Genomic DNA, 23,409 nt, shown 5'->3' with positions numbered 1-23,409 from the left:
GCGTGCTGGCGCGACTGCCGGCGTCCGTCCCCAGACTGGTCGAAGATTGCACGATCTGGCTGCACCATCGCCGCCGTCCGGTCGCCGCCGTGACATGCGGCGTGATCGTCACCGTGCTGGCTGGCGCGCTATTCGCACACAACACGGCGCCGGTGCCGCTGTTCGACGTGCCGCTTCATCCTCGTCAGGCAGCCGAAGTCGAACAGGCCTTGACGCTCTGGAACGAGCCGTTCAGCGCGAACGTGCAGGGCACGCAGTTGTACGTGCCTGCGCGCCTGAGGCGCGAACTGCTGGTCAGGCTCGCGCTGGCGGATCTGCCGCACGGCTACGTCCCGACGACCGCCGACGTCTTGGCCGCGCAAGACAATCCGCTGACGCCGCCGGAGATCGTCGACGATCGCCGGCGCGCGGGCATCGAGGGAGACCTCGTCGCAGGGCTGCGCCGCATCGACGGCGTCGCCGATGCGACGGTGGTCATCGCGCCCGCCTCGGCAGACGCGTTCGCGGACTCAGGCGAGCGCTCGCCGCCCAGCGCCAGCGTGCAACTCATCCTCGGCCCGGGAGTTGCGCTCAGCGCCGTAGCGGTCGCCGGCATCAAGCGCTTCGTGGCCGCGGGATATCCGGGTTTGAGCACCGACAAGGTGGCAGTGGTCGACGGCTCGGGCGAATTGATCGGCTCGCCGCCCGATCGCGGGGCGAGCCGCGAGGCGCGCATCCAATCGAACGTCCAGAGCGCGCTCGACGCTGCGCTCGGCCCCGGCGCCGCGATCGTCCGGGTGAGCATGCGCAGCGCGGGTTCGGAGCAATCAACCCAAAGCACGCGCGTCGTGCCGCATGGGCTCCTCGACGCGGACACCGGGCGCGAGAATGGCACCGAGAGCGGACGCAAGCTCGACAAGGAACGCACGACGCGCCACTATGCGTACGACACCATCGTCGAGCGGCGCACCACGGCAGCCGACGCGCTCGTGCGCATGTCGGTCGCCGTCTTTCTGGATGCCGCGCGGACAGATGCCAGCCATCAACCGGCGATCGCATCGCTGGTCCGCGCCGCAGCGGGCGCCGATCTCGATGCGGGCGACGATGTGGTCGTCGAGTCGGTGCCTTTCGCGGTTCGTACCAAACCGGCCATCGCCGCCGCGCCTATGCCGCTGGCGCGTGCCGTGCTTCCAGCAGCCGCCCTGGCGTTGGTCGCGGTGGCGTTCGGCTTCACGCTGTGGCCGCAACGTCACAGGAAGACTCCCGATCCCGCAATCGCAGGGTTGAGATCATCGCTCGAGCGCGAGTCCCCGCGAACCGCCGCATACGTCTTGTCGACGCTGCCGAGCTCACTGCGCGAACGCGTCCTGCAATCGTATGGACCGCTGCGGCGCGCGTCGATCGAAGCATGTCTGCGTGAGCGGCGAGCGCGCTGAGTTCACGCCGCTGCGCCCCCGGCGCCGGCGAAGCGCGGTTATGGCTCAAGAGACGCCGATTCAAATTCCAGAGCCTGTGACGGCGCCGTCCGCGCCGGACGATGCAGTAGCCGCACCGCCAATCGAGGATCCGCAGGTGCTTCCCGTCCCTGCGTCTGCGCAGGCGCTCGGCGAAGAGAAGACGCGGCCCGACGACGCGGGGTTCAGTGGAGAGGCGTTCGCGGCCGCCGTGCGCGACGAGGCCATACGATTCGCGGCGATCGCCGTCGCACGCGCCTTGCGCGAGCGGCTGCGCGATCCCGACGTGCTGACGGCGTACGTCGACAGCGCACTGCGCGCGTGCGGGCGCGCCCAGCGCCAAGTCGTGCGGCTTCATCCCCACGATGCGAACGCATATCGCGCGCAACGAGGGGTCGAGGTCATCGCCGACGCCGGCTGCGCCCGGGGCGAGGTCCGTATCGAAGCGCGCGGCGGCGAGGTCGGAGCGACGATCGAAGAATGCGCCGAGCTGCTCGCCCGCGCGGCGGCGCATGCGTGAGACGAGCGCGAAGCGCCTTTCCCATCACCTACGCGCATGCCGACGGATTCGTGCGTCGCGGCGAAGTGCGCCGTGCGCAGCGCGATTCGATCGACGTCGCCGGGCCCGCGCTCTCGCCCGGCGACGTCGTCACGATCGCTCGCGACAACGCGCTGCCCGTGCTGGCACAGGTCAACGCGGTCGACGGCGACGGCGCGCGCTGCACGCCGCTTGAGCCGGTAGCCGGCATCCGCACCGGTGCCCCGACATGCTGCGACGGCGGGCGTCTCGGCGCGTATGTGGGAGCCGCGTTGCTCGGGCACGTGCTCGACGCGTGGGGTCGCTGTGTTGACGGCGCCCGCGTCCCTGGCCGATCGATCGCTCCGCTCGATACCCGGCCAATTCCGCCGGCGTCGCGCGTGCCGATCGAACGGGTGCTGCACACCGGAGTCGCAGCCATCGACGCGTTCGCCACGCTCGGGCACGGCCAGCGGGTGGCGCTGGCTGCCGGAGCTGGAGTCGGCAAGACCACGTTGTTGCGCCGTATCGTCGAGAACGCCGACGTGGACGCGCGGGTGGTCGCGCTGGTGGGCGAACGGGGCCGGGAGCTGGAGGAGACCGTGCGGCGGTTGCGCGCCTCGCCATCCTGGTCGTCGACGTCGCTCTACTGCGCGACCTCGGAGACCGGCGCGCTGGAGCGCTTCACGGCAGCGCGCAGCGCCAGCGCACAAGCGCAGCGGCTCTGCCGTGATGGCCGGCGCATCCTGCTCGTCGTCGATTCGCTCTCGCGCGCAGCGACGGCATGGCGCGAGCTCGCGCTTGCCGCGGATGAACCGTTGGCGGCACGCGGCTACCCGCCATCGCTGGCAGCTGCGCTCGCCAAGCTCGTCGAGGTCGCGGGCGCGCGGCGCGACGGCTCCATCAGCGCCGTCTACACGGTCCTCGTCGAAGGCGACGATCCGACCGAACCCGTCACCGATGCGGTGCGGGCGCTGCTTGACGGCCAGATCAGTCTTTCGCGACGCCACGCGGATGCCGCACGCTACCCGGCGATCGACGTCTTGCGCTGTCTCAGCCGCGCCATGAGCGATATCGTGACCTCCCAGCACCGGGCCGATGCCGAGATCGTCCGTCACGCGCTTGCGACGCTTGAGAACGCCGACGACCTGCTCGCACTGGGCGCGTACAAAAGCGGAAACGACGCATGGTTGGACACATGCGTCGCGCTGCGCGACTCGATCGAAAATCTGATCTTCGACGGTGCCGGCATGCGTGAAGACCCGGTAGCTGTGCTTGCGGCGATCGCCGTCGAACTGCGCCGCGCCCCTCGACGATCCGCCGGTATCGCGTGATAGAGCTGCTGCAAGGAGGTCAGGCGAGATGAACATGGCACCCAACGACGTCACAGGCATGCCGGAGCAGCCGCGCCGTACTCTTCCCATCGCCATGCGGCCGTGGCCGCCTGTGCCCGCCTCGCCGAGCTCGGCGTGGCTTGATCCGCAGGGCACGCCGGCCGACAGCGTGCCCGCTCCGCCGGCCGCGCAGGGCGCGTCGCCCGAGCTGAGCCTCTCGAAGCTCATCGCGCAGCTTTCGCGGCAGCTGAAATCGATCGAGCAGACCTTCACGAAAGCGCTGCAACAACTCGCGAAGAGCGTCGAAAGCGCTCCGTCGTCGCCGTCGTCAAGCGCTGCGGCGCCAAGCGGCACCGCGCCGCGCGGCGCGAATCCATACGATGGGATGATCAGACGCACCGCACAGCGACACGATCTCGATCCGGCGCTCTTGAACGCGGTCATCCGTCAAGAGTCGGGCTTCAACCCGCAAGCCCGATCAAGCGCGGGAGCGATGGGGCTGATGCAGCTCATGCCGGACACGGCAAAGTCGCTCGGCGTGACCGATGCGTTCGATCCCGCGCAGAACCTTGAAGGCGGCGCGAAACTCCTGCGCGGTTTGATCGATCAATACGGCGGCCGGCTCGATCTCGCGCTTGCCGCCTACAACGCCGGCAGCGGCGCGGTCGACAAGTATCATGGCGTGCCGCCGTTCGCCGAAACCCGTAACTACGTGCACGCCATCCTCGACGACTACAAGGCCAGCGCCCTGCGCGCCTGACCCGGCGCGAACGCACTTGACAGAGCGGCGCGCCGCGGGCTAGACTTATCGAGAATGATTCTCGATAAGGTTCGGCCGTACGCGGCCTCCGGTGCGCTGGCGTTTGCGGTACTTTGCGCGGGCTGTTCGTCTCAAAAGCCCGCCGCGGAGCCTTCGCCGGCAGGCAGTCGGCGCGTCCAGGCGGCCGCCACGATCTCGACCATCCAAGCGCTGGCGCAAGCCGTCGGCGGCGATAAGGCCGATGTCATCAGCATCGTGCCTATCGGCGCATCACCCGAGACCTACGATCCGTCGCCGCAAGACCTCGTGGCGCTGGCGAATGCTCAACTCATCATCAAGAACGGCGCCGGTCTGGAGCTGTGGCTCGACAAGGTCCTGCGCAACGTCGCCAAGCCGGGCACCAAAGTGATCGTGCTATCGGATGGCATGCCGGTCGAGGGGGCCAAAGCCGCAGGCGAGCCCGGCAACCCGCACCTGTGGCTGGATGTGACGTACGCGCAAGTGTACGTGCATAAGATCGCGGCGGCATTGCGCGACGTCGACCCGCCCAACGCGGCATACTACAGCGCGAATGAAACGCGCGAGACCGCGCGGCTGCGCGCGCTCGACGCGTGGATCCGCGAACAGATCGCGACCATCCCGCAAGCCAATCGCACGATGCTCACGTTCCACGATGCGTGGTATTATTTCGACCAGCGTTACGGCTTGCGCGACATCGGAGCCATCGAACCATCGCCGGGCCAGCAGCCCTCAGCGGCGTATCTGTCCGCGCTCATCGCGCAGGCGCGCGCCAATCACGTGCGCGCGGTGTTCGCCGAGCCGCAGTTCTCGCCCAAGCTCGCGCAGGCGCTCGCCACAAGCGCCGGCATCAAGACGGTGAGCGATCTCTACGACGATACGCTTGGCACCACGCCGCAGCTCCAGACCTACGAGGGGATGATGCACTATGACGTCGACACGATCGTGCAGGCTTTGAGATGAGCGAACTCCACGAGCACGACCACACGCACGTCGATCCAGCGGCACCGGTCGCGCCGCAAGATCACAGCCACGCGGTCCCTGCCGTTGCGCCGCATCTTCATCGACACGCCGATCACCATCCCGCGCGGCACCAGGCGGGCAAGGCCCCGGCGGGCACGGCGATCCTGTGCGAGGGCATGTGCGCGGGCTATTTCGGCCGCGACGTGCTCGACGAGATCAGCTTCGAGGTCGTGCGCGGTGAGTTCGTCGGCATCATCGGCCCAAACGGCTCGGGCAAGTCGACGCTGCTCAAAGTGATCGCCGGTTTATTGGAACCGCAGTGCGGATTGATCGAAGTGCTCGGCGCGCCGCCCGGCCATGGCCCGGGCGTCGGCTACGTGCCGCAGACCGAAGACGTCAATTGGTCATTCCCAGTCACGGTCTTTGACGTCGTGCTCATGGGCGTCTACGGCAAGCTCGGGCTGTTCCGGCGCCCCGGCGAGACCGAAAAGCGCGCGGCGATGGCCGCGCTCGAAGAAGTTGGCATGGCCGATCACGCGGCATCGCAGATCGGCGAGCTTTCCGGGGGCCAGCAACAGCGCGTGTTCGTCGCGCGCTCGCTCGTGCAGAACCCGCAGCTGCTGCTGCTCGACGAGCCGATCGCAGGCGTCGACGCGACCAGCCAGCATGCGATCTTCACCCTGCTCGAGGAGCGCAAGAAGAAGGGCATGACCATCGTCGCGACCACGCACGACCTCTCGTGCGTCGCCACCTGGTTCGATAAAGTGCTGTGCCTCAACCACCGCGTGATCGCATACGGCCCGCCGACCGAGGTGCTCACCGATGCGACGCTGTCGGCGACGTTCGGCAGCCACGTGCTCGTCATCCCCGAGGCCCAAGCCGCCGTCCGTTCGGCGCAGCTCTAGCCCATGGACTGGTTGCTCGCGCCGCTGCAACAAGAGTTCATGGTGCGCGCGCTCATCGCGTCCACGCTCATCGGTCTGGTGTGCAGCGTGGTCGGCGTGTACGTGGTGTTGCGCAACCTTTCGTTCATCGGCGACGGCATCGCGCATGCGTCCTTCGCCGGCATCGTGATCGCATATCTGTTCAAGGCCAACTTGTACGTCGGCGGGCTCATCGTGGCCATCCTCACCGCGCTGGGCATCGGCGCCATCAGCCGTCGCTCCGAAGTCTCGACCGACACCGCGATCGGCGTCATGTTCACCGCCGTCTTCGCGCTCGGCGTACTGCTCATGTCGCGTGCGCGGAACTATATCGTCGATCTGCAGGACTTCTTGTTCGGCAACGTCCTCTCGGTCGACCGCACCGACATCTTCCTCGTCGCCAGCCTCACGATCGGCGTGCTGCTCGTGATCTTCGCGCTGTACAAAGAGCTGCTGTTCGCGTCGTTTGATCCGCTCATGGCGCAGGCGAGCGGCCTGCCGACGACCGCGCTGAGCAATCTGCTGCTCGTCATCCTTGCGGTGACCATCGTCGTGTCGCTTCAGGCGGCGGGGATCGTGCTCGTCGCGGCGCTGCTGGTCACGCCGGCCGCGGCGGCATATCAGCTGACCAATCGTTTCGGGCCGATGATGGCCACCTCGGCGTGCATCGGCGTCGGATCGGCCGTGGTCGGGCTGTATGCGTCGTATTATCTCAACGCCGCATCCGGGTCCACGATCGTGCTCACCGCCACGCTGTGCTTCTTCGCAGCGATGGCGCTCTCGCCCAAGCGTCGCTCGCTGCTCACGCAGGTGCTCGAAGCGCGCCGCCACGCGCAGCAGGAGCAGGCGGCGCGATGAGCGCGACCGAGGTCGAAGGCGCCGTCCACACCGAGCTCGCCCGCGCTGGCTGCCGCATGACGAGCCAGCGCAAAGCCATCGTCGGCGAGTTCACGCGCCTGCGACGCTACGTGACGCCGCAAGAGCTGCACGAGCGCCTCGCGCGCCGGCATCCCGGCGTCGCGTTGGCCACCGTCTACCGCACGCTCGAGGTCCTTGAGAAGATCGGGGCGGCCGCGCGCGAGCCGGGCGACCACGGCGAGGCGTCGTATCTGTTCTGTCCGCCCGCGCAGCATCACCACCACGCGGTGTGCGTCGAGTGCGGCAAGGTCGACGACGTGCCGTGCGGCTCGGTGGACCGCTTCGCGCGGACCCTGGCCCAGCAGCTGCGTTTCCAGCTGCGCCGCCACCGCCTGGAGTTCTACGGACTGTGCCGGCGTTGCGCGCCGGACGAGGCTCACACCTAAGAAACCTTCGGCAGGCGGTGCCGGCCCCGATAGTTAACCATGGTTGACGTTAGCCATGGTTAACACAGGACAGGACCGCTCGCCCGAACGCGCGCGACAGGACTACTGCAAAGCCATCCTTCAGCTCGGCGACGGCCAGCCCGTCAAGCCGGCCGACGTCGCGCGCCGGCTCGGCGTGTCGCGCGCATCGGTGAGCAAGCTTGCGCGCGATCTGCAGCGCCGCGGCTACGTGCGCGCGCTGGGCGGCGGTCAGTTGCAGCTCAGCGCCAAAGGCGGCAAGCTCGCGCTCGCGGTGGTGCGCCGCCATCGCATCGTCGAGACCTTCTTGCATCAGGCGTTGGGCGTGCCGCTGGAGCGCCTTCATGCCGAAGCCGAGCGCATCGAGCACGTGATCTCCGACGACGTCGCGAAGCGGCTCGAGCACCTGCTCGGCCACCCGCAGTTCGACCCCCACGGCGATCTCATCCCCGGCACCGGTGGAAAGGGCCGCCGCGACGGGCCGCTCGCGCAAGCACCGGTCGGCCGCACGATGCGCATCACGCGCATCGCGGATCGCGACGCACGCGTCGTGCGCGCGCTCTCGCGTCACGGCTTGCTGCCCGGCTCCGATGTGAAGATCCTGAATCGCACGCCGCGCACGACCACGCTGCGCGTGCGCGGCGCCGAGGTCACGCTCGCAGCTGCAATCGTCGACGCGGTGCTCGTGGAGCGTACCCGCCGTGAGTGACATCGCCAGGCCGGCGGAATTCACGGAGCTCGACGCCCGCGATGAACAACTGCGTTCGCTCGATAGACAGCGCGTCGCGCAGGCGCGCGCGAGCCACCGGCCGCTGTGGCTGTTCTTCTTGCTGGCGGGCCCCGGTATCTTGGTCATGCTGGGCGAGAACGACGGCCCGAGCATGCTGTCGTATGCGACGACCGGCGCGGCCTACGGCATCGGCTTCTTCCTGCCGTTCATCGTCCTGACGTTCGCGATGGCGTTCGTCGTGCAGGAGATGACCGTCCGGCTGGGCATCGCGACGCGCTGCGGCCATGCCGAACTGATCTTCGAGCGCTTCGGACCCTTCTGGGGATATTTCTCGATGCTCGATCTCGCGATCGGCAACATCCTCACGCTGATCACCGAGTTCATCGCCATCCGGGCCGGGGCCGCGTATTTCGGCATCTCCGCGCCGATCGCGGTCGGCGTCGGCGCGGCGCTGGTGCTCCTCATGGTGAGCGCGCGGCGCTACTTCACCTGGGAGCGCGCTGTGCTCGTCCTGGCGGCGTTCAATCTCTTATTCGTGCCGGCCGCGATGTTCGCGCATCCCGACGCGGCGGCCGTCGCCCGCGCTTTCGGCACGTGGAGCCCGCTTGCAGGCGGCGTGACGGCCGGCTTCGTCACCTTGCTCATGGCCGACGTGGGCGCGACCGTCACGCCATGGATGATCTTCTTCCAGCAAAGCGCCGTGGTTGACAAAGGGTTGACTGCCGCTGATCTGCCGCAAGGCAGATTCGACACCGCGCTGGGCGCGCTCGTGGCCGCCGTGGCGGCGATCGCCGCGGTCCTGGCAGCCGTGCCGTTGTTCACGCACCACGTCGTCGCGTCGACGTTCGCCGGCGGCGCTGATTTCGCGACCGCGTTGCACCCGTACATCGGAAGCGTCGGGGCCGCGTTGTTCGCGCTCGGCATGATCGAGGCCGGGCTGGTCGCGGCGATGACGATCTCGACCAGCTCCGCCTATGCGGTCGGCGAAGTGCTGCGCGCCAAGCACAGCCTCAATGCGAGTTTCTCCAGTGCACGAGCGTTCTACGTGTCCTTGGCCGCGTCCGTGGCACTCGCCGCCGCCGTCGTGCTCATCCCGCACGCGCCGCTGCTGGCGATCACCATCGCGGTCAACGTCATCGCCACGCTGCTCATGGCGCCGGCGCTGCTCTTCCTGTTGCTGCTGGCCAACGATCGCGAGGTCATCGGATCGCTCGCCAACGGTCCGAAGAGCAACCTTATCGGCGGCGCCATCGTCATCGCGATCGCGCTGATGGGCAGTGCGTACGGGGTCATCACCGTGTTCCCGCAGGTGATCCCGAAGTGAACGGTACACCGCGCTTCGGCCGTCGCAAGCTCAGCCCGGGGATAACGGCGCTGTTGTGGGTGCTGCGCATCTACGTCTTGATCGCTGTGCCGCTTGTCGTGTACGCATTCGTCAAAGCGCTTCACTAAGACAGGCGCGCATCGCGGGCGCCGCGAATGACGCGCCCGATGTCGAAAAATCCAACGCCGGCGCCGGTCGATCCAACCGGCCGCATCATGACGCTCGGCTTCGGCGTGCTGGTCGTCGTCGGTCTGATCGCGCTGATCGCGCTCGCGGTCACGCATCGCAACGCCCCGGTGGCGCTCGGGCCAGCGGCGACGGCGACGCCGACCGCGACGCCGCTGCCGCGCCCGGCCGAGACTCCCGGCATGCATTTTAAACCCCAAGGGCATCCGGGCCATGACAAGACCGATCCGAAGCAACCCGGGGTCGCCACGTTCGCGTACAACTCGGATCCGCCGACGTCCGGGATGCATTTGGAGCAGTTCTCGCCCCTGCTCATCAACGCGACGCCGCTGCCGAAATATCTGCAAGTCCATCTGCTCGAACACGGCAACGTGCTCATGCAGTACAACTGCAAGTGCCCGGACATCGCCGGCGCGCTCGCGCAGATCGCGTCGAGCTACAACAACCAGCAGCTGTCTCCCGGCGAGACCCAGCTCTCGTCCGATGATATCCAGCGCATCGAAGAATACGGCAAGGGCGTGATCGTCGCGCCGTACCCGCCGATGAAATACAAGATCGCGCTGACCGCCTGGACGCGCCTGGAGCCGTTCGATTCGATCGATCAAGCCAAGATGATCCGATTCATCAACGCGTACCTCTCGAATACGACGAACGCAGCGCAATGATGAAGACGATCGCGCGCGCCGCCGTGTTCGCCGCGCTGCTGCTCGCCGGTCCTCTGCTGCTGGGCGGCTGTTCCAAGAGCGGCGGCGGCGACGCAAGCCCACCATCCTCATCCTCAGCCGCGGCGCCCAGCGCCGCGTCGGCGAGCACCGCCCCGCAGACGATCACGTTGCAGTTCCTTGGCACGCACTATCCGTCCCAAGGCCATCGCCACTTCGACGAGGGCGAATCGACGAAGTTCGCCTACAATTCGGATCCGCCGACCTCAGGCCCGCATAAAGAAGCCTTCAGCACGTCGTTCAACAACGCGACGCCGCTGCCCGCATACGTCCAGGCCCACCTGCTCGAGCACGGCAACGTGCTATTGCAGTACAACTGCAACTGCCCGGATATCGCCGGCGCGCTCTACCAGATCGCGTACAAGTACGACAGCCGGCTCATCCCGCCGGATCAACTCCAGGCATCACCGGCGCAGGTGCAGGGCGCGGAGGAAGCCGGCGAATCGGTCGTGGTCGCGCCGTACCCGGGCATGAAGCATAAGATCGCGCTGACCGCATGGACGCGCCTTGGCACGCTCGACACGCTCGATCAGGCCAAGATCGAGTCGTTCATCAACGCCTACCTGCACAACCAGGCGAACACCGCGCAGTAGCGCATCCAAGCGAACGCGCCATCACAGGATGGGCGCGGTGATCTGCCCGGTGATCTGCAGTCCGCGCGCGTACTGCGTCGTGTTGAACCCGTTATTGAGCTTGATCAGGTATTGGTTGTTCGTGATGTTGGTCGCCTGGATCTGATAGCCGAGCCGTCCGCGCGATGCGAAGCGTCCATACGACGCGTTGAGCGTCCAGTGCGCCGGCAGCCGTCCTTGGCCGTTCTCGAACTGCACCGGGAAACCGCTGCCGTATTCGGTCTGCAGGCTGGCATACGTCGAGCGGTCGGGCGCGAAGCGCCAGGTGTAGCCCGCATTGAGCGTGTTGGTCTGGTCGTGGTCCTCGAGCGCATAGCCATTCGCACCCTGGAGATCGGCGGGCGAGAACAGAAACGTGCCGCCCGAGATGCCTGACGCGAGACTTTGCGAGAGACCATAGGACAGAAAGTAGCTGTCGCCGTTGCCCGGGGTCTGGCCGCTGAAGCTGAACTCGACTCCCTGTGCGCGACCCGACGTCGAATTGAAAATCGTGAAGATCGGCGTCGAGCCGATCTGCGTCGTGTCGAGCACGTTCGCCACCGCACGCGCCCAGTAGTTGACGTACCATTTCGCCGTCGGCGTCATCTGATGCGAGAAGCCGAATTCGTAGATCGAGTCGGTTTCGGGTTTGAGGTCGTAGACCGGCAGGCCGTTGCCGCCGCTTATGACGACCGCAGAGCGGCGCGTGTCCTCAAGCGCCGGCGCCGCGTAGAGCCGGCCGTAGTAGACGTGCAGCGTGTCGCTGGGATTGAGGGCCTGCGCGTCGATCTCGATGCGCGGGCTCACCTGGTTGCCGGACGTGAAACCCGTGGAGCGATCGTAGCGCAAGCCGACGTTGGCGCTGAACACCGGCGACAGGATGCGTTTGTCTTCGGCGTAGATGCCAAAGTTGGTGCCCGTCTGCGCGACGTTGTCGTCGAAGCGCTGCTGCATCCCCATCGAATCGATGAACTGGATGTTGAACTGGCTTGCGAAATTTTCCGTGTAGGCGGTGAAGCCCGTCTTGATGTTGTCTTTGGGGTCCGTGCGGAACCATGCCGTGGTGAGGCCGTAATACGTCCCGACCCGGTCCTGGAACGTAGATGCCATCGCCGCGCTGGCGAGATCGTTCACAGGATCGGGAAAGAACTTGACCTGCGTGCGGTTGTACCACGGCGCGATCTCAAGGTAGCCTTGTCCGTCGGCGCTTAGCCGGTTGAAGATGATGTTGGCGTATTGGTTGTACTCGTACTGGTTGTCGTCGGTGCCGGGCGGCGAGAAGCTGACGCTGGAAGGGTCGGTATCGATCGGGATCTGGAACGTCGCCAACTGGTTGGAGAAATGCAGCGCCCACGAATCGCGCTTGTCGGGCTCGTAGGTCAGGCGCATGAACTCATTGCTCGAACTTGCGGCGTCATGCACGGGCGGATCGGGCGTCGGTGTGTCGAGGCCTCGATCGCTGCGTTGAAGATTGAGCGAGACGTATGCCTTGAATGCCTCGCCCCCGAACAGATCGCTGATCTGCGTGCCACCGGATGCGTAGTTGCCGCCGGTCAGCACGACATCGCCGCCATTGCTCGACGGCCGCTTGGTGATGATGTTGACCAGTCCGCCCATGCGGCTGCCGCCGAACTCCGCTGGGAACGATCCTGTGTAAACCTCGAGCGAACCGACATCGCGCGGATCGAGCACTTCGGAGAACGACGATGACGTCGTGTCCGGGACCGGCACGCCGTCGATCTGATACGAGATGCCATGGAAGCCGCGCGCCACGGGCTCGTCGTACGAGAACGGCACCACGCCCGGCACCGTCTGCGTCACGTGCGCCAGCTTGAAGTTGTCGGGGAGCGTCTGGATCATCTGCGGCGTGAGCACCGTGACGCTCACGGGATGCCCGGCTTTGGCGACCGCAGTGACCGTGGCGAGCGTCTTCTTGGAAAGATGGAAGTCCAGCACGACGGCGCTGCCGCTGGTGACCGTCGCGACGCCGCTCTGCGCGCCGAGACCGGCGGCCGTGACGGTCACGGTGTACGTGTCGAAGGGAAGGCGCGGGAAGACGTATTGGCCGGCGCTGTCGGTGGTCGTCGTCTGCTTGCTGCCCTCGCCGCTTTGGGCGACGACCGCGGCGTGCACCACGGGGTGTTGCGCATCGTCGACGACAGCGCCGCGGATCGCGCCAAGCGTGCTAGCGGCAGCCGGAGCGAGACAGTCGATCGTCGCCATCGCCGCGACCAGCGCGATGCACGCCAAGAAATACAAGAAAGAAAAACGCATGGAAAGGCCTCCACCGAGTAAGGTGGCGGCCAAAGGGCGGGAAGCCGGTTTTGGCCGCCTATGCTACAAGGGCAGCGCGAACCGGAGGAGGACGGCTGGCGATGTGGCGCGCCAGCAGCGGTGGGGAGGTGGTCTGCGCGCGCAGCGACAGGATGCGCAGCGCCGGAGCACAGTTCACGGGTGCCGGCTGAGCGAGCCGGCCGATCACGACGAGGACGAAGCTCGCGATGTCTGCGACGCGCTCGCAGGCCGCGCGCGCGAACGCGCGCAGCGCCAGCGCCAGAACGGCACCGACCGCGATGTGGACGAACGGAGCGCTCAAGTGACCGGGGCCGAAGATCGCGCCGAGGCCGAAACCATCGTACGACGAGAGCGCCTGTTCGGACAACTCACCGACCGTGAGCGATGTGAGCTGCAATCCGACGACGATGGCGACCAGCCGGCCCGGCGATATCGAGCGCACGGCATCGAGCGCGGGCAGCAGCCAATCGGCGCCGTCGAACTCGTCGCGGACGCTTTCGATGATTCCGCGCGCGATGAACAGCGCCGACACGAGCAAGAGGCCGAAGGCGATGTACGCGAACGGCGTCTGCAGCGAGTGGCTGTACAGCGCGCGCACCGTGCCGAACAGGTGCGCGGACTCGATGTGCAGTTGCAGCGCGTGGCCCAACAGCGACGCGATCAGCGCGATCGCCCCGATGAGCAGCCAGCAGACGTCCCGGCGAGCCATTTGATATTATACGGCTAAGCGCGAGGTGCTACCTCCGCCGACCCCGCGAAGCGGCTTCAGCCGATTCTCAGAAAGCCTGTGGCCGCCCTCACGCGCCGGCCTTGCGAGCGGCCTCCAGCAAGCGCGACTCCGGCATCTCCCCGCTGCCGGCGAAGACGATCGTGCCCTTGGCGTTCACGATGTAGATCGTGGGAAAACCATCGAGCCCCCACGTCTGCGCGACCTTGAGATCGGGATCGAACGCCGACGGCCACGTGATGTTGAAATACTTGTCGAACTGATCCACATCTGCCTGACTCTCGGCGACCGGGCTGCCTTCGGTCGAACCTGCACCATAGGGCGAGCCGGTGACAGATACCATGCCGAAACGCGACTCGGGCAGCTTGGCGCGCAGCGAGCGCAACACGGCCGTCATGCGTTGGCAATGCGGACACCACGTCGCGAACAGCTCGAGCATGTACGGCTTGCCGGCGAATGTGTCGTTGCTTATCGGACCGAGCGGCGTCTGCAAAGAAAATGCCGGCGCCAGGCTGCCTTCCTTGTGCGGCGGAGGCACCGATGGGATCGCGTTGGGCGCGACCGCCGCGCTGGGCAGCTTGTGCATCTGCGTCCACGCGTAGATGATGATCGCGCCGACGACGAGGACGCCGAGAACTATCGGCAAAATGGTCCGCAGCGGCATACCGCTTGGTGCCGTGTCTGAAGGTCGTGTCGATTGCCCCGTCTTCAAATCGTACCTCTCGTCGCGCGCATCATCGTCGGCCTGGTCTTCCTCGCTGCCGGCGTGCTCAAGGTCGGCCACGCACCCGATCTCGGCTCGACGATCGTCGCCTTCCGGCTCGACCTGCCGCCGTGGTTCGTCGGCTTCTCGGCGATCGCTCTCCCGCTGTTTGAAATCGTGCTGGGCCTGTACCTGCTGCTGGGCTGGCAGCTGCGTATCGTCTCAGTCGTCTCGGTCGCACTGCTGCTCGTCTTCATCGCGGCGCTCGCGTCGGTCGTCATGCGCGGCATCCCGACGCCGTGCGGCTGCTTCGGACCGCGCGAGACCGATCCGGTCACTTGGTGGACGGTGGTCCGCGACGGCGCCGCCCTCATCCCCGCCGGGTATCTCGTGTGGTGGTCGTGGAATGAGAAACCGCGGCCCGGTTGAGCTGCGGTTTCGCGGTCATTCCTGAGTGGTCTCGTTACTTGAGCATGTTGATGGTGTCGGGCCCGATGCCGTGGACCTCGAGAATCGTCTCGCCTTTCGCTTGCGCGTAGTGCGGCAGGTTGGCGGGTACTTCGACGTAGGATCCCGCCGGCAAGGTGAGCATCTTCGCAGCGTCTACCTTGTCGCCGACGCCCACCATGAACGTGCCGCTTAAGACGGTGACCTGTTCGCTTTGCGGGTGCGTGTGCGGCGGGAACTTGAAGCCGTCAGGCAATTTGTACCGTATTGCATATTGGCCACCGGCCTTGTCGGGATCACCCCACAACGTCGCGGACTCAAGACCGGTCATTCCCTTGACCGGTTCCCACTTTACGTTGTCCGGCTGGACGATGACCGGGGTGTCCGCCGACCACGCGATGGTCGCGCTCGTCGCTAGGCCGTTGACCGCCGCCGCGACGGCGAGTGCACAAACGAGAAACTTGCCCCTTTGCATGAGTCCTCCTCAGAAGAGAGAGGCAGGTGGGGCGCATGCTTCGCCACCGCCCTTCCGACTCCTCACGCCTACCATAGATAGCGGTGCAATGTCTTCACCAAGTCGTGGACGTCCATGTCCTCGATCGGATACATCGCTTCGGATGAGTTGTCGGGCCCCACGACGATCACTGAGCTGGTGTGGGCGAAGGAATAGCTGGCGCCGGGCTGCTCCGGCGGTATGCGCACGGCGTCGGCACCGAAACGCTTCATGGCGGCGCGCACCGCAGCGGTCGATCCGCCGAGTCCGACCATGGGCGCTTTGAAGCGCCGCACATACGCGCCGAGCACTCGTGGGGTATCGCGTTGCGGATCGAAGCTGACGAAAACCAGCCGCAGCCTGCGAGGCTGGCCAAGCTCGTCATATGCCCGTGCCATCTTGCTGAGGGCTGTCGGGCATTCATCCGGACAGTGCGTGTAGCCGAAGTACACGACTTGCGTCACGTCGGGCTGCTTGGTGATGACATAATCGTGATTGTCGGTGTCTTTCAGTGGTGGGTCCGCGATCCCCATCGACGCTTGCACGGTGCCGCCCCTGAGCCAGACGTTCAAGGCATTGCCGCACGCGCGAAGCTGAGGTATCAGCGCATAGGCGCACAATGCCATCCCGACGAGCAAGACCGCCGCGCCCCCCAGGACGATGCGCTTTTCCGCCGCGTCAAACGACTTCCAGGCCGCCAAGCTCATTGGCCGGCGCCGATACGCACGCCCATGACGAACGTGCGTCCAGCAGCGTAGTGGTTGCCCTGCGCATTGTCAAGCGTGATCCAGTACTGGTTGTTGAGCAAGTTGTCGATCCCGGCCCACAGCGCTGCATTGTGACCAAGGCCAAACCCCTTTTGCAACGAGAACACCGTGTGCGGCGTGTACTTGCAAAAACCGGGCGTGTCGGGCGGACAGGCCGACGAAGAGAGGCCGCTGCCGTATTCCTCGTCCATCGAGAACCACCCGCCGCGCGTGTCGTTGAAGACCACGCCGGCCGTCGCGCCCCAGCGCTGCTCGTGGTCCGCCGGCGTCCAGTCCGTCGGCGAGCCGAAGCACGGGGCTAAGAGCTGTGTCTCGCAGCCCTTGTTGACCGAGTACGTATGGTTGAAGCTGACGTACCACTCGCCGTTGCGCACGAGCCGCTGCTGGTAATACGCGGATTGCGTCGCGATGCGGCCGAGTTGGTAGTTGATGTCCTGATGCAGCAGCGTGACGCCCACTTGCGTGTCGTCGATCAGATCGGTCGCGTTCTTCTGCATGATGCGCAGTCCCAGGTCGCCGGCGCCGAGCGGCAGGTGCCCGCCGATCTCATAGACCGAGTCGCGCTGCGGCTTAAGGTCGAACTGCGCCGGGGTGGGCTGCAACGGCAGGTTGAGCAGGAACGCCGCATACGGCGACACGTTCTCGAACGAGAACGGCGTGAAGAACCTTCCGTAGTAGACGTAGGCGCTGGCCCGCGCCGAGAACAGCCGCGTGAACTTGATCCGAGGGCTGAACTGCGTGAAGCCCTGATCGAATTGCGTCGAGAAGACCTGGAACGCGGTCCAGCGCAGCCCGTAGTCAAGCTCGTACCGCGGCCCCATCTGCCAGCTGTCCTGGAGAAACGCCGTCTCCGTGTGGCCGACGTTTGGCGCGTTGTCGATGACGGGATACGGTGCCAGCGGCGTGGCGGGCGCGAGCAGCGGCGACAAGTAGTTCGCCGGCTGCAGGATGATGTCGTAATACTTGGGGACATCCGCGATGTCATATGACGCTCCCCAACGCACGGTGTGCACCCGGCTGCTCAGCGCGTAGTCGATGTTGGCGATGTAATCGTACGCCGTGCGGTTGTCGTATAACGAATAGCCGCACGTGGTCGTCGTGTATGCGGGAATGGAGAACGCGTTGAAGCAGTCCGTCGGCGCCCCGCCGTTGGCGATATTGACGTTCACGCCGTAGATCCAGTCGTCGACGGGGTCTCCGAAATCCCGGATCTGCGAGCGTTTGTATCCGCCGCCGAACGAGAGCTCGCCGCGGTCGCCGATCGCGTGGCGAAACTGGAGCGCGGCGAACGTATCGTCCTGCGTCTCGACGTCATCGGTACTCGCGGGCTGGCCGCCATTGATATCGAGCGGGATCTGGAACGTGCGGTATGCGTGCGTCACCGTCAGATTCACGAAGTTGGCGCCGCCCTTCCCATACGGCAACGTGTAGCGCAAGAACTGATTGGCGTTGCTGGCTTGGTTGTTGACCGACACCGGGTTAGGAGGATCGAGTCCGCGGTCCGTGCTGCCGTTCTCGACCGCCAGCACGAGCGATCCCCGTCCGACGCGATCGTGGTAGCCGAGCGTCGCGTCGTACGAGGCGAAGGATCCGCCTTGCATGCTCAGCCAGGCGCCGGGTGCCTGCATGCTGAGCGCGTTGCGCGTGCTGATGTTGAGCACGGAGGCGAAGCGCTCGCCATATTGCGCCGGATACGCGCCCTCGAGCACGTCGACGAAGGCGATGTCGCCGGGGTTGAACTCAGTGCCCATGACGCGATTGAGCGCTTGCGGCACCGAGACGCCGTCGACCACGTAGTTGATGTCGCCGTGATCGCCGTTGATGTGCACGACGCCGTTGGCGCCGCGTGCCGCACCCGGCAGTTGGATGAGCATCTCCGGCAAGCTTCCTGCCGATGGGGTACGGCTCAAGATGGTCGAGTTGATCGTCAGGTCCGTTCCGGACGCGCGAACCGGCGCCGTGCGCAGCGCGCTCGCGTTGACCACCGCAAGTGTTTTCACACGCAACTCGAGCGTAACGGTCGCGCCGCTGGCCGGCAGGTCGACGGTCACCTTGCCGCTTCGACCGCTAGCCGTCGCACTCAGCGTGTATGTACCGGGCGACAGGGTGCTGAACCCGAATGAGCCTTGCGAATCGGTTTTCGTCTTTTGTACGACGTTATTGCCCGTCGCCGTGACGGCGGCGCCTGCGACCGGCTTGCCATCCGCAATAACTCTTCCTGCGAGATAGGCGCTCGCGGCACGACTCGTGACCGGCGCCGCGACAACGGCGGCCAGCGTCAGCGCCGCGCACAGCGCGCGGCAGAAGCGAATAGACATCATGATTTCCTCTCGAACGCGATAGAACGGCGCGGCGGTTGTCGCGGCCGATCCGACGATACGACGGTCCTTGGGTTATTCGACCGTCAGGCTATCGAGAGGGACGGAGGCGGGCGGTTATAGAGCTGGCTGAACCAGATGAAGCGTGGCAAGCCGAGGACGGCGACGTTGCGGGTCGCGATCAAGGCCTGCGGACGCGAACTTGGCTGCACGAAGAAGGCGGCGATCGCGGCTGCGATCGTCGGCAGGCGCCGGCCGATGGCGCGCCCCGCGAGCGCCATGAGGAAAACGGTGAGAATGGTTCCCGCGATGCCCGCGCCGATGTCGTGGCCGCAGAACGGGCAGCCCTCGCCGATCTGGGTCGTCAGGCCGATGCCGAACTGGAGCGCCGCGGTGAAAGCGTAAAACGCGCCGCGGCCGCGGAAGGGCAGCGATTCGAGGCCGACGTGCAGCTGGCGTTTGAGATCGCGTCCGCTGCTGGAGCTGCGCCACAATGCGACGGCTTGCTGCACCGCGACGATAGCGCAGACGAGCGCGGCGATGCCGAGATACAAATGTTTGGGCGACAGCGCGATGCTGTCGGCATCCGGGCCCATCGCGAAGAACTCAGAGGCGATGTGCGCGACGATGCTGCCCAGACCAACCAGACAGAGGTAGACGGGCATGAGGCTTCGCGTCGTGTTGTCGCCCGGGCGTGCGCGCATACCCATTATATCGTCACGGCCGGCTCGTCATTTCAGTCCGGTCTTATTGATAATCAATCTCAATAAGTCCTCGTCACTGCGTGGATCGGGGCACTTCGCTCGCCGCCGCGAGCAGACCGGACTCGAGCCACATGCCGCCGTCGGCGACGAGCACCGCGCCGTTCACATACGACGCATCGTCCGAGAGCAAGAAAGCGGCGGCGCGCGCGACTTCGTCCGGCGTCTCGAGCCGGCCCAACGGCACGCGAGCGGCGATGCGCGCGCGGATCGCTTCTGTTGGGAAGAGCTTCTCCGCCGAACCCGGGGTATTGACCACGCCCGGGCACAGCGCGTTGGTACGGATGCCGTACCGGCCCCACTCGACGGCGAGCGTCTGGGTCAGCGACACGACGCCGGCTTTGGCGGCGGCGGAGTGTATGGTCCCCGGTCCGCCGGTCCACGCATAGGTGGCGACGATGTTGAGGATCGCGCCGCCTTTGCCGCTCGCGATCATCGCTTTGCCCGCCGCGCGCGAGCAATAAAACGTGCCGTTCAGTACGATGTTGATCACCGCGTTCCAGCCGTTGGGCGAGAGATCTTCGGCGCGCACGATGAAGTTGCCGGCAGCGTTGTTGATGAGGCCGTCGACGCGGCCGTGCCGAGCCACGACGCCGTCCACCAGCGCCTGCACCTGCTCCGGCACGCGCACGTCCGTGGGTATCGCTTCGGCCGCGCCGCCGGCCGCCGCGATCGCTGCGACCGTCTCCGCAAGCGGTTCGGGGCGACGCCCTGCCACGATGATGCGTCCGCCCAGCGCCGCGAGGTGCTGCGCCATCGCGCGGCCCAAGCCGGTGCCGCCGCCGGTGATGATGATGGTCTGGCCGGTGAAGTCGGGCATCACCCGCCATTTGACGAAAGCGGGTGAAATCATGGCGCCCACCAAAACTGCGCGGGCATGGACGCCGCAGTCGCGCCGAGGAGATACGCGAGCGGAGAGCGCGTCGCGCTCTTCTTGCCGTGCTACGGCGATCTGATCTTCCCGGACGTCGGACGCGCCATGGTGGCGCTGTTCGCTCGGCTTGGCGTGCCGCTCGACTATCCGCTCGAGCAGACGTGCTGCGGCCAGCCGGCCTTCAACGCGGGTCACAAGGGCGAGGCGCTTGCGGTCGCGCGCCGTTTCGCGCAGGTCTTCGACGGCTACGACTGGATCGTCGTCCCGTCCGGCTCGTGCGGCGCGATGTGCAGGGTGTTTTATCCGACGCTCGATCCTGCGCTTGCCGGCGTCGGCGCGCGCGTGTTCGAGCTGTCGACGTTCTTGGTGGATGCGCTCGGCGTCGTGGACGTCGGCGCGCGCTTCCCGCACACGATCGTCTATCATGACGGCTGCCACGCGCGCCGCGAGCTCAAAGTCGGAGACGCGCCGCTGCGCTTGTTGCGCGCCGTCAAAGACGCGCGCCTCGTCGATCTGGGTGCTCCGGACGAATGCTGCGGCTTCGGCGGTCTGTTCAGCGTCAAGTTCGACGAGCTCTCGGCCTCGATGGGCGAAGCGAAGTGCGCGAACGTGCGCGCGAGCGGTGCCGAGGTGCTCGTCTCCGGGGATTCGAGCTGCCTCATGCAGATCGGCGGATTGCTGGCGCGCGATCCCTCCACGCGCACGATCCGCACGCTGCATCTCGCGCAAGTGTTAGCGGCGACATGACGCGCTACGACAAGCGCGCGGTGCATGCCGACCTCACGCACCCGCACGGTCCGCTGGGTCTGCCGCAGACGATGGAGCGCATCGTCGCCGACAAACACGCAGCACAGACGCAAGTGCCCTGGCAGGAGCTGCGCGCGCGCGTCCACGCGATCAAAGAGTACGCGATCGCCAATCTCGATTGGCTGCTGGTCGAATTCGAGAAGCAGTTCGCCGCGCGCGGCGGCAGCGTGCTATGGGCGCGCAGCGCCGACGAGGCGGCGGCGCTCTTCCTTGATATATGCCGGCGCCACGGCGTACGCTCGGTGGTCAAGGGCAAGTCGATGGTGTCCGAGGAGCTTGACCTCAACGACCGCTTGGAGGCCGCCGGCATCGACGCGGTCGAGACCGATCTCGGCGAGTACATCGTGCAGTTGGCGGGTCAAAAACCGTCGCACATCATCGCCCCTGCCCTGCATCTTTCGCGCCAAGACATCGGCCGGCTGTTCGCCGACAAACTGGGAATCAAGTACACCGACGATCCACAAGCGCTGCTCGCCGCCGCGCGCACGCGCTTGCGCCGCCGTTACCTGGAAGCCGGCTTGGGCATGACCGGCGTGAATTTCGCGATCGCGGAGACCGGCACGATCGTCACGGTCGAGAACGAGGGCAACCAAGCGCTATCCGCATCCGCGCCGCCGGTGTACGTCGCGTTGATGGGCATCGAGAAAGTCATCCCGCGCTTGGCGGACTTGCCGCCGTTCCTCCACGTGCTCGCGCGCGCGGCGACCGGCCAGAAGCTGTCGGTCTACACGCACCATTTCCTCGGCCCCGAGGACGGTCGCACGTGGTATTGCATCATCATCGATGCGGGCAGGACCGCCGTGCTCGCAGATCCGGCGACCCGCGAGTCGCTGTATTGCATCCGCTGCGGCGCGTGCATGAACGTCTGTCCGATCTATCGCCGCGTCGGCGGCTGGTCGTACGGCTGGGTGTATCCAGGACCGATCGGCTCGATCGAGACGCCGCAGATGATCGGCCTCGACAAAGCGGGCGAGCTGCCGTTCGCGTCCAGTCTGTGCGGCGCGTGCCAAGAGGAGTGCCCGGTCAACATCGATCTGCCGCATCAACTCGTGCACATGCGTGCCAAAGCGGTAGATGCCGGGGCCGTCGGATCCGGCACGGAACGCGTGGCGTTCAAATTGTGGGCCGACGCCATGGCGAGCTTGGCGGCATATCAGCGTGCGGCGCGATTCGCACGTTTCGGCGCCGATACGTTCGGGAAGATCGGATGGAAGCCAGGGCTCCTCGGAGCGTGGGCGCGCCACCGCGACGTGCCGCAGCTCGCGCCCGAGACGTTCAAGGAGTGGTGGAGCAAGCGATCATGAGTCGCGCCGGCGCGCTCGCCGTGGGGACGGTCGCAGCGCTGGCGCTGAGCGCGCTTGCTGCCGGATGCGCCCGCACGCCGGCACCCTGGGTGCTCACGTTGCCATCAGGCGAGCGCGTCACCATCCTGCGCGAGCAGCGTCAGTCGTTCGACAACGTGAGCCACGTGCGCAAGACCATCCTCTCGGTCGACTACATGGCTGATCATCCGATGAACGATGAGGCGAGCCTGCAGATGGAAGCGCGCCGCGTCTTCGCGTCCTACAAATCGCACGTCGTCGGCACCGAGTACAACACCGTCAGCTTGGCGGCGATGGCCAAAACCGACGCAGGAGACAGCCTGGGGGGCCGCCCGTACTATTTCGAACTGCAGTCCGACGGCCGCTGGATCATGCAGCCGTGACGGACGGGGAGGCGGCGCGCGCCGCGATCTTGCGAGCGATCAAGAGCGCCTTGTCGGGTGAACCCGCGCGCGAGTTACCGGCGCCCGCGCCCGTGTTTCCGGCACAGCCAGCCGATCCAGTCGCGATGGCCGAGTCGTTCCGCAAGGAGCTCGAAGCCCTCAAAGGCGAGACGATCTTCGTCGCAACGCCTGAAGCCATGCCTCGCGCGCTCGGGCTGCTGCTGAGCCAGCGCGGGTTCAACACGGCGGCGGTGCAGAATTCGACCAGGGTGAGCGCGGCGCTCGCGCACGTCGCCGGCGATCGCTTCTTCCAGGCGGCGGGCGCCTCGAGCGAGCGCATCGAGGCCGCCGACTGCGGCATCATCGAGGCCGATGCGTTGCTCGCCGACACCGGCTCGATCATCGCGATCTTCAAGAATCGCGGCGAGCGGCTGCTGCCGTACCTTCCGCGCGTGTGCATCGCGATCGCGGACGTCTCAATGCTGCGTCCGCACATGGATGACGAGGCGCTCAAGCACATATACGGCGCGGCGCGCGACAAGTCGCGCGGAGAGGGCGTCATCATCACCGGTCCGAGCCGCTCCGCGGATATCGAAAAAGTACTCGTGCTTGGCGCGCACGGCCCCGCCGAGGTGATCGTCCTCATCGCTGGCATCCAGCAAGCGTGAA

General features: G+C 66.4%; 26 protein-coding genes. 18 read left to right on the top strand and 8 right to left on the bottom strand.

From position 1 onward, the window contains the following. Nucleotides 1–2 precede the first annotated feature (2 nt). From VKF82_01130 to VKF82_01070, 13 genes are read left to right on the top strand one after another with little or no spacing between them, the layout of a single operon-like run. Nucleotides 3–1,415, top strand: a complete 1,413-nt coding sequence (locus VKF82_01130) for a flagellar M-ring protein FliF C-terminal domain-containing protein (protein HME80658.1) — start codon at nucleotides 3–5, stop codon at nucleotides 1,413–1,415. After that, nucleotides 1,396–1,953, top strand: a complete 558-nt coding sequence (locus tag VKF82_01125) for a FliH/SctL family protein (GenBank protein ID HME80657.1) — start codon at nucleotides 1,396–1,398, stop codon at nucleotides 1,951–1,953. Before VKF82_01130 ends, VKF82_01125 begins: the two co-directional genes overlap by 20 nt. Continuing rightward, nucleotides 1,950–3,284 (top strand): EscN/YscN/HrcN family type III secretion system ATPase, encoded by a 1,335-nt coding sequence (locus VKF82_01120; protein HME80656.1) that lies wholly within the window; start codon nucleotides 1,950–1,952, stop codon nucleotides 3,282–3,284. Before VKF82_01125 ends, VKF82_01120 begins: the two co-directional genes overlap by 4 nt. Before the next feature lie 28 nt (nucleotides 3,285–3,312). After that, nucleotides 3,313–4,044, top strand: a complete 732-nt coding sequence (locus VKF82_01115; GenBank protein ID HME80655.1) for a lytic transglycosylase domain-containing protein — start codon at nucleotides 3,313–3,315, stop codon at nucleotides 4,042–4,044. 54 nt (nucleotides 4,045–4,098) lie between these two features. Continuing rightward, nucleotides 4,099–5,025 carry a metal ABC transporter substrate-binding protein gene (locus tag VKF82_01110; GenBank protein HME80654.1) on the top strand — a complete coding sequence of 309 codons (927 nt, stop codon included), beginning with the start codon at nucleotides 4,099–4,101 and terminating at the stop codon, nucleotides 5,023–5,025. Continuing rightward, nucleotides 5,022–5,930 carry a metal ABC transporter ATP-binding protein gene (locus tag VKF82_01105; protein HME80653.1) on the top strand — a complete coding sequence of 303 codons (909 nt, stop codon included), beginning with the start codon at nucleotides 5,022–5,024 and terminating at the stop codon, nucleotides 5,928–5,930. The genes VKF82_01110 and VKF82_01105 overlap by 4 nt, the downstream gene beginning before the upstream one ends. Before the next feature lie 3 nt (nucleotides 5,931–5,933). Then, a complete protein-coding gene (locus VKF82_01100; protein ID HME80652.1) occupies nucleotides 5,934–6,806 on the top strand; it encodes a metal ABC transporter permease in 873 nt (290 codons plus the stop codon). Further along, nucleotides 6,803–7,252: a transcriptional repressor gene (locus VKF82_01095; protein HME80651.1), complete on the top strand. Its 450-nt coding sequence runs from the start codon at nucleotides 6,803–6,805 to the stop codon at nucleotides 7,250–7,252. Before VKF82_01100 ends, VKF82_01095 begins: the two co-directional genes overlap by 4 nt. A gap of 55 nt (nucleotides 7,253–7,307) precedes the next feature. Further along, entirely contained in the window at nucleotides 7,308–7,979 is a 672-nt protein-coding gene (locus VKF82_01090; protein ID HME80650.1) for a metal-dependent transcriptional regulator, read from the top strand. Next, the gene (locus VKF82_01085) at nucleotides 7,972–9,324 is read left to right on the top strand and encodes a divalent metal cation transporter (protein HME80649.1); all 1,353 of its coding nucleotides are present in this window, start codon (nucleotides 7,972–7,974) and stop codon (nucleotides 9,322–9,324) included. Before VKF82_01090 ends, VKF82_01085 begins: the two co-directional genes overlap by 8 nt. Then, on the top strand, nucleotides 9,321–9,452 hold the full coding sequence (locus VKF82_01080; GenBank protein ID HME80648.1) for a hypothetical protein: 132 nt from the start codon (nucleotides 9,321–9,323) through the stop codon (nucleotides 9,450–9,452). Before VKF82_01085 ends, VKF82_01080 begins: the two co-directional genes overlap by 4 nt. A 39-nt stretch (nucleotides 9,453–9,491) precedes the next feature. Continuing rightward, nucleotides 9,492–10,175 carry a DUF3105 domain-containing protein gene (locus VKF82_01075; protein ID HME80647.1) on the top strand — a complete coding sequence of 228 codons (684 nt, stop codon included), beginning with the start codon at nucleotides 9,492–9,494 and terminating at the stop codon, nucleotides 10,173–10,175. Continuing rightward, the gene (locus VKF82_01070) at nucleotides 10,172–10,825 is read left to right on the top strand and encodes a DUF3105 domain-containing protein (protein ID HME80646.1); all 654 of its coding nucleotides are present in this window, start codon (nucleotides 10,172–10,174) and stop codon (nucleotides 10,823–10,825) included. Before VKF82_01075 ends, VKF82_01070 begins: the two co-directional genes overlap by 4 nt. A 21-nt stretch (nucleotides 10,826–10,846) precedes the next feature. Here VKF82_01070 and VKF82_01065 read toward each other — a convergent pair whose 3' ends face one another. From VKF82_01065 to VKF82_01055, 3 genes are all read right to left on the bottom strand, one after another. After that, the gene (locus VKF82_01065; protein HME80645.1) at nucleotides 10,847–13,117 is read right to left on the bottom strand and encodes a TonB-dependent receptor; all 2,271 of its coding nucleotides are present in this window, start codon (nucleotides 13,115–13,117) and stop codon (nucleotides 10,847–10,849) included. A gap of 58 nt (nucleotides 13,118–13,175) precedes the next feature. Continuing rightward, nucleotides 13,176–13,847, bottom strand: a complete 672-nt coding sequence (locus VKF82_01060) for a hypothetical protein (GenBank protein HME80644.1) — start codon at nucleotides 13,845–13,847, stop codon at nucleotides 13,176–13,178. Between the two features lie 88 nt (nucleotides 13,848–13,935). Then, nucleotides 13,936–14,529 carry a TlpA disulfide reductase family protein gene (locus tag VKF82_01055; GenBank protein HME80643.1) on the bottom strand — a complete coding sequence of 198 codons (594 nt, stop codon included), beginning with the start codon at nucleotides 14,527–14,529 and terminating at the stop codon, nucleotides 13,936–13,938. Between the two features lie 33 nt (nucleotides 14,530–14,562). Between VKF82_01055 and VKF82_01050 the strand changes: the two genes are divergently transcribed. Continuing rightward, nucleotides 14,563–14,997, top strand: coding sequence for a MauE/DoxX family redox-associated membrane protein (locus VKF82_01050; GenBank protein ID HME80642.1), 435 nt, complete (start codon nucleotides 14,563–14,565; stop codon nucleotides 14,995–14,997). Nucleotides 14,998–15,031: 34 nt separating this feature from the next. On the opposite strand, the gene VKF82_01045 is transcribed toward VKF82_01050, so the two are convergent. The 5 genes from VKF82_01045 to fadH form a co-directional block, all read right to left on the bottom strand. Continuing rightward, on the bottom strand, nucleotides 15,032–15,490 hold the full coding sequence (locus VKF82_01045) for a cupin domain-containing protein (protein HME80641.1): 459 nt from the start codon (nucleotides 15,488–15,490) through the stop codon (nucleotides 15,032–15,034). A 68-nt stretch (nucleotides 15,491–15,558) separates the two neighbouring features. Further along, nucleotides 15,559–16,215: an SCO family protein gene (locus VKF82_01040; protein HME80640.1), complete on the bottom strand. Its 657-nt coding sequence runs from the start codon at nucleotides 16,213–16,215 to the stop codon at nucleotides 15,559–15,561. Then, entirely contained in the window at nucleotides 16,212–18,596 is a 2,385-nt protein-coding gene (locus VKF82_01035; protein HME80639.1) for a TonB-dependent receptor, read from the bottom strand. Before VKF82_01035 ends, VKF82_01040 begins: the two co-directional genes overlap by 4 nt. An 83-nt stretch (nucleotides 18,597–18,679) precedes the next feature. Continuing rightward, a complete protein-coding gene (locus VKF82_01030) occupies nucleotides 18,680–19,297 on the bottom strand; it encodes a hypothetical protein (protein HME80638.1) in 618 nt (205 codons plus the stop codon). Between the two features lie 73 nt (nucleotides 19,298–19,370). Further along, the gene (gene fadH, locus VKF82_01025) at nucleotides 19,371–20,207 is read right to left on the bottom strand and encodes a 2,4-dienoyl-CoA reductase (protein ID HME80637.1); all 837 of its coding nucleotides are present in this window, start codon (nucleotides 20,205–20,207) and stop codon (nucleotides 19,371–19,373) included. Nucleotides 20,208–20,231: 24 nt separating this feature from the next. Here fadH and VKF82_01020 point away from each other — a divergent pair, with 24 nt between their 5' ends. Genes VKF82_01020 through VKF82_01005 form a run of 4 tightly spaced genes read left to right on the top strand, consistent with a single transcriptional unit; the run spans nucleotide 20,232 to nucleotide 23,408 of the window. After that, a complete protein-coding gene (locus VKF82_01020) occupies nucleotides 20,232–20,975 on the top strand; it encodes a (Fe-S)-binding protein (GenBank protein HME80636.1) in 744 nt (247 codons plus the stop codon). After that, nucleotides 20,972–22,339, top strand: coding sequence for a lactate utilization protein B (locus VKF82_01015; GenBank protein HME80635.1), 1,368 nt, complete (start codon nucleotides 20,972–20,974; stop codon nucleotides 22,337–22,339). Before VKF82_01020 ends, VKF82_01015 begins: the two co-directional genes overlap by 4 nt. Next, nucleotides 22,336–22,740 (top strand): hypothetical protein, encoded by a 405-nt coding sequence (locus tag VKF82_01010; GenBank protein ID HME80634.1) that lies wholly within the window; start codon nucleotides 22,336–22,338, stop codon nucleotides 22,738–22,740. Before VKF82_01015 ends, VKF82_01010 begins: the two co-directional genes overlap by 4 nt. After that, the gene (locus VKF82_01005; GenBank protein ID HME80633.1) at nucleotides 22,737–23,408 is read left to right on the top strand and encodes an LUD domain-containing protein; all 672 of its coding nucleotides are present in this window, start codon (nucleotides 22,737–22,739) and stop codon (nucleotides 23,406–23,408) included. Before VKF82_01010 ends, VKF82_01005 begins: the two co-directional genes overlap by 4 nt. Nucleotide 23,409 lies beyond the last annotated feature (1 nt).

It is taken from the genome of Candidatus Eremiobacteraceae bacterium, from assembly GCA_035314825.1.
Classification (GTDB): domain Bacteria; phylum Vulcanimicrobiota; class Vulcanimicrobiia; order Eremiobacterales; family Eremiobacteraceae; genus JAFAHD01.
Note: the sequence above shows the minus strand (reverse complement) of the source record. Positions and strands in the feature narration are given on the sequence as shown.

Bases quoted from the DNA above. Each gene is read 5' to 3' on its own strand.
- VKF82_01030 (HME80638.1), bottom strand. From the start codon at position 19,297: ATGCGCGCACGCCCGGGCGACAACACGACGCGAAGCCTCATGCCCGTC.
- fadH (HME80637.1), bottom strand. From the start codon at position 20,207: ATGATTTCACCCGCTTTCGTCAAATGGCGGGTGATGCCCGACTTCACC.
- VKF82_01105 (HME80653.1), top strand. From the start codon at position 5,022: ATGAGCGAACTCCACGAGCACGACCACACGCACGTCGATCCAGCGGCA.
- VKF82_01110 (HME80654.1), top strand. From the start codon at position 4,099: ATGATTCTCGATAAGGTTCGGCCGTACGCGGCCTCCGGTGCGCTGGCG.
- VKF82_01100 (HME80652.1), top strand. From the start codon at position 5,934: ATGGACTGGTTGCTCGCGCCGCTGCAACAAGAGTTCATGGTGCGCGCG.
- VKF82_01060 (HME80644.1), bottom strand. From the start codon at position 13,847: ATGGCTCGCCGGGACGTCTGCTGGCTGCTCATCGGGGCGATCGCGCTG.
- VKF82_01035 (HME80639.1), bottom strand. From the start codon at position 18,596: ATGATGTCTATTCGCTTCTGCCGCGCGCTGTGCGCGGCGCTGACGCTG.
- VKF82_01095 (HME80651.1), top strand. From the start codon at position 6,803: ATGAGCGCGACCGAGGTCGAAGGCGCCGTCCACACCGAGCTCGCCCGC.
- VKF82_01040 (HME80640.1), bottom strand. From the start codon at position 16,215: ATGAGCTTGGCGGCCTGGAAGTCGTTTGACGCGGCGGAAAAGCGCATC.
- VKF82_01045 (HME80641.1), bottom strand. From the start codon at position 15,490: ATGCAAAGGGGCAAGTTTCTCGTTTGTGCACTCGCCGTCGCGGCGGCG.
- VKF82_01015 (HME80635.1), top strand. From the start codon at position 20,972: ATGACGCGCTACGACAAGCGCGCGGTGCATGCCGACCTCACGCACCCG.
- VKF82_01020 (HME80636.1), top strand. From the start codon at position 20,232: ATGGACGCCGCAGTCGCGCCGAGGAGATACGCGAGCGGAGAGCGCGTC.
- VKF82_01075 (HME80647.1), top strand. From the start codon at position 9,492: ATGTCGAAAAATCCAACGCCGGCGCCGGTCGATCCAACCGGCCGCATC.
- VKF82_01065 (HME80645.1), bottom strand. From the start codon at position 13,117: ATGCGTTTTTCTTTCTTGTATTTCTTGGCGTGCATCGCGCTGGTCGCG.
- VKF82_01070 (HME80646.1), top strand. From the start codon at position 10,172: ATGATGAAGACGATCGCGCGCGCCGCCGTGTTCGCCGCGCTGCTGCTC.
- VKF82_01055 (HME80643.1), bottom strand. From the start codon at position 14,529: ATGCCGCTGCGGACCATTTTGCCGATAGTTCTCGGCGTCCTCGTCGTC.
- VKF82_01090 (HME80650.1), top strand. From the start codon at position 7,308: ATGGTTAACACAGGACAGGACCGCTCGCCCGAACGCGCGCGACAGGAC.
- VKF82_01115 (HME80655.1), top strand. From the start codon at position 3,313: ATGAACATGGCACCCAACGACGTCACAGGCATGCCGGAGCAGCCGCGC.
- VKF82_01010 (HME80634.1), top strand. From the start codon at position 22,336: ATGAGTCGCGCCGGCGCGCTCGCCGTGGGGACGGTCGCAGCGCTGGCG.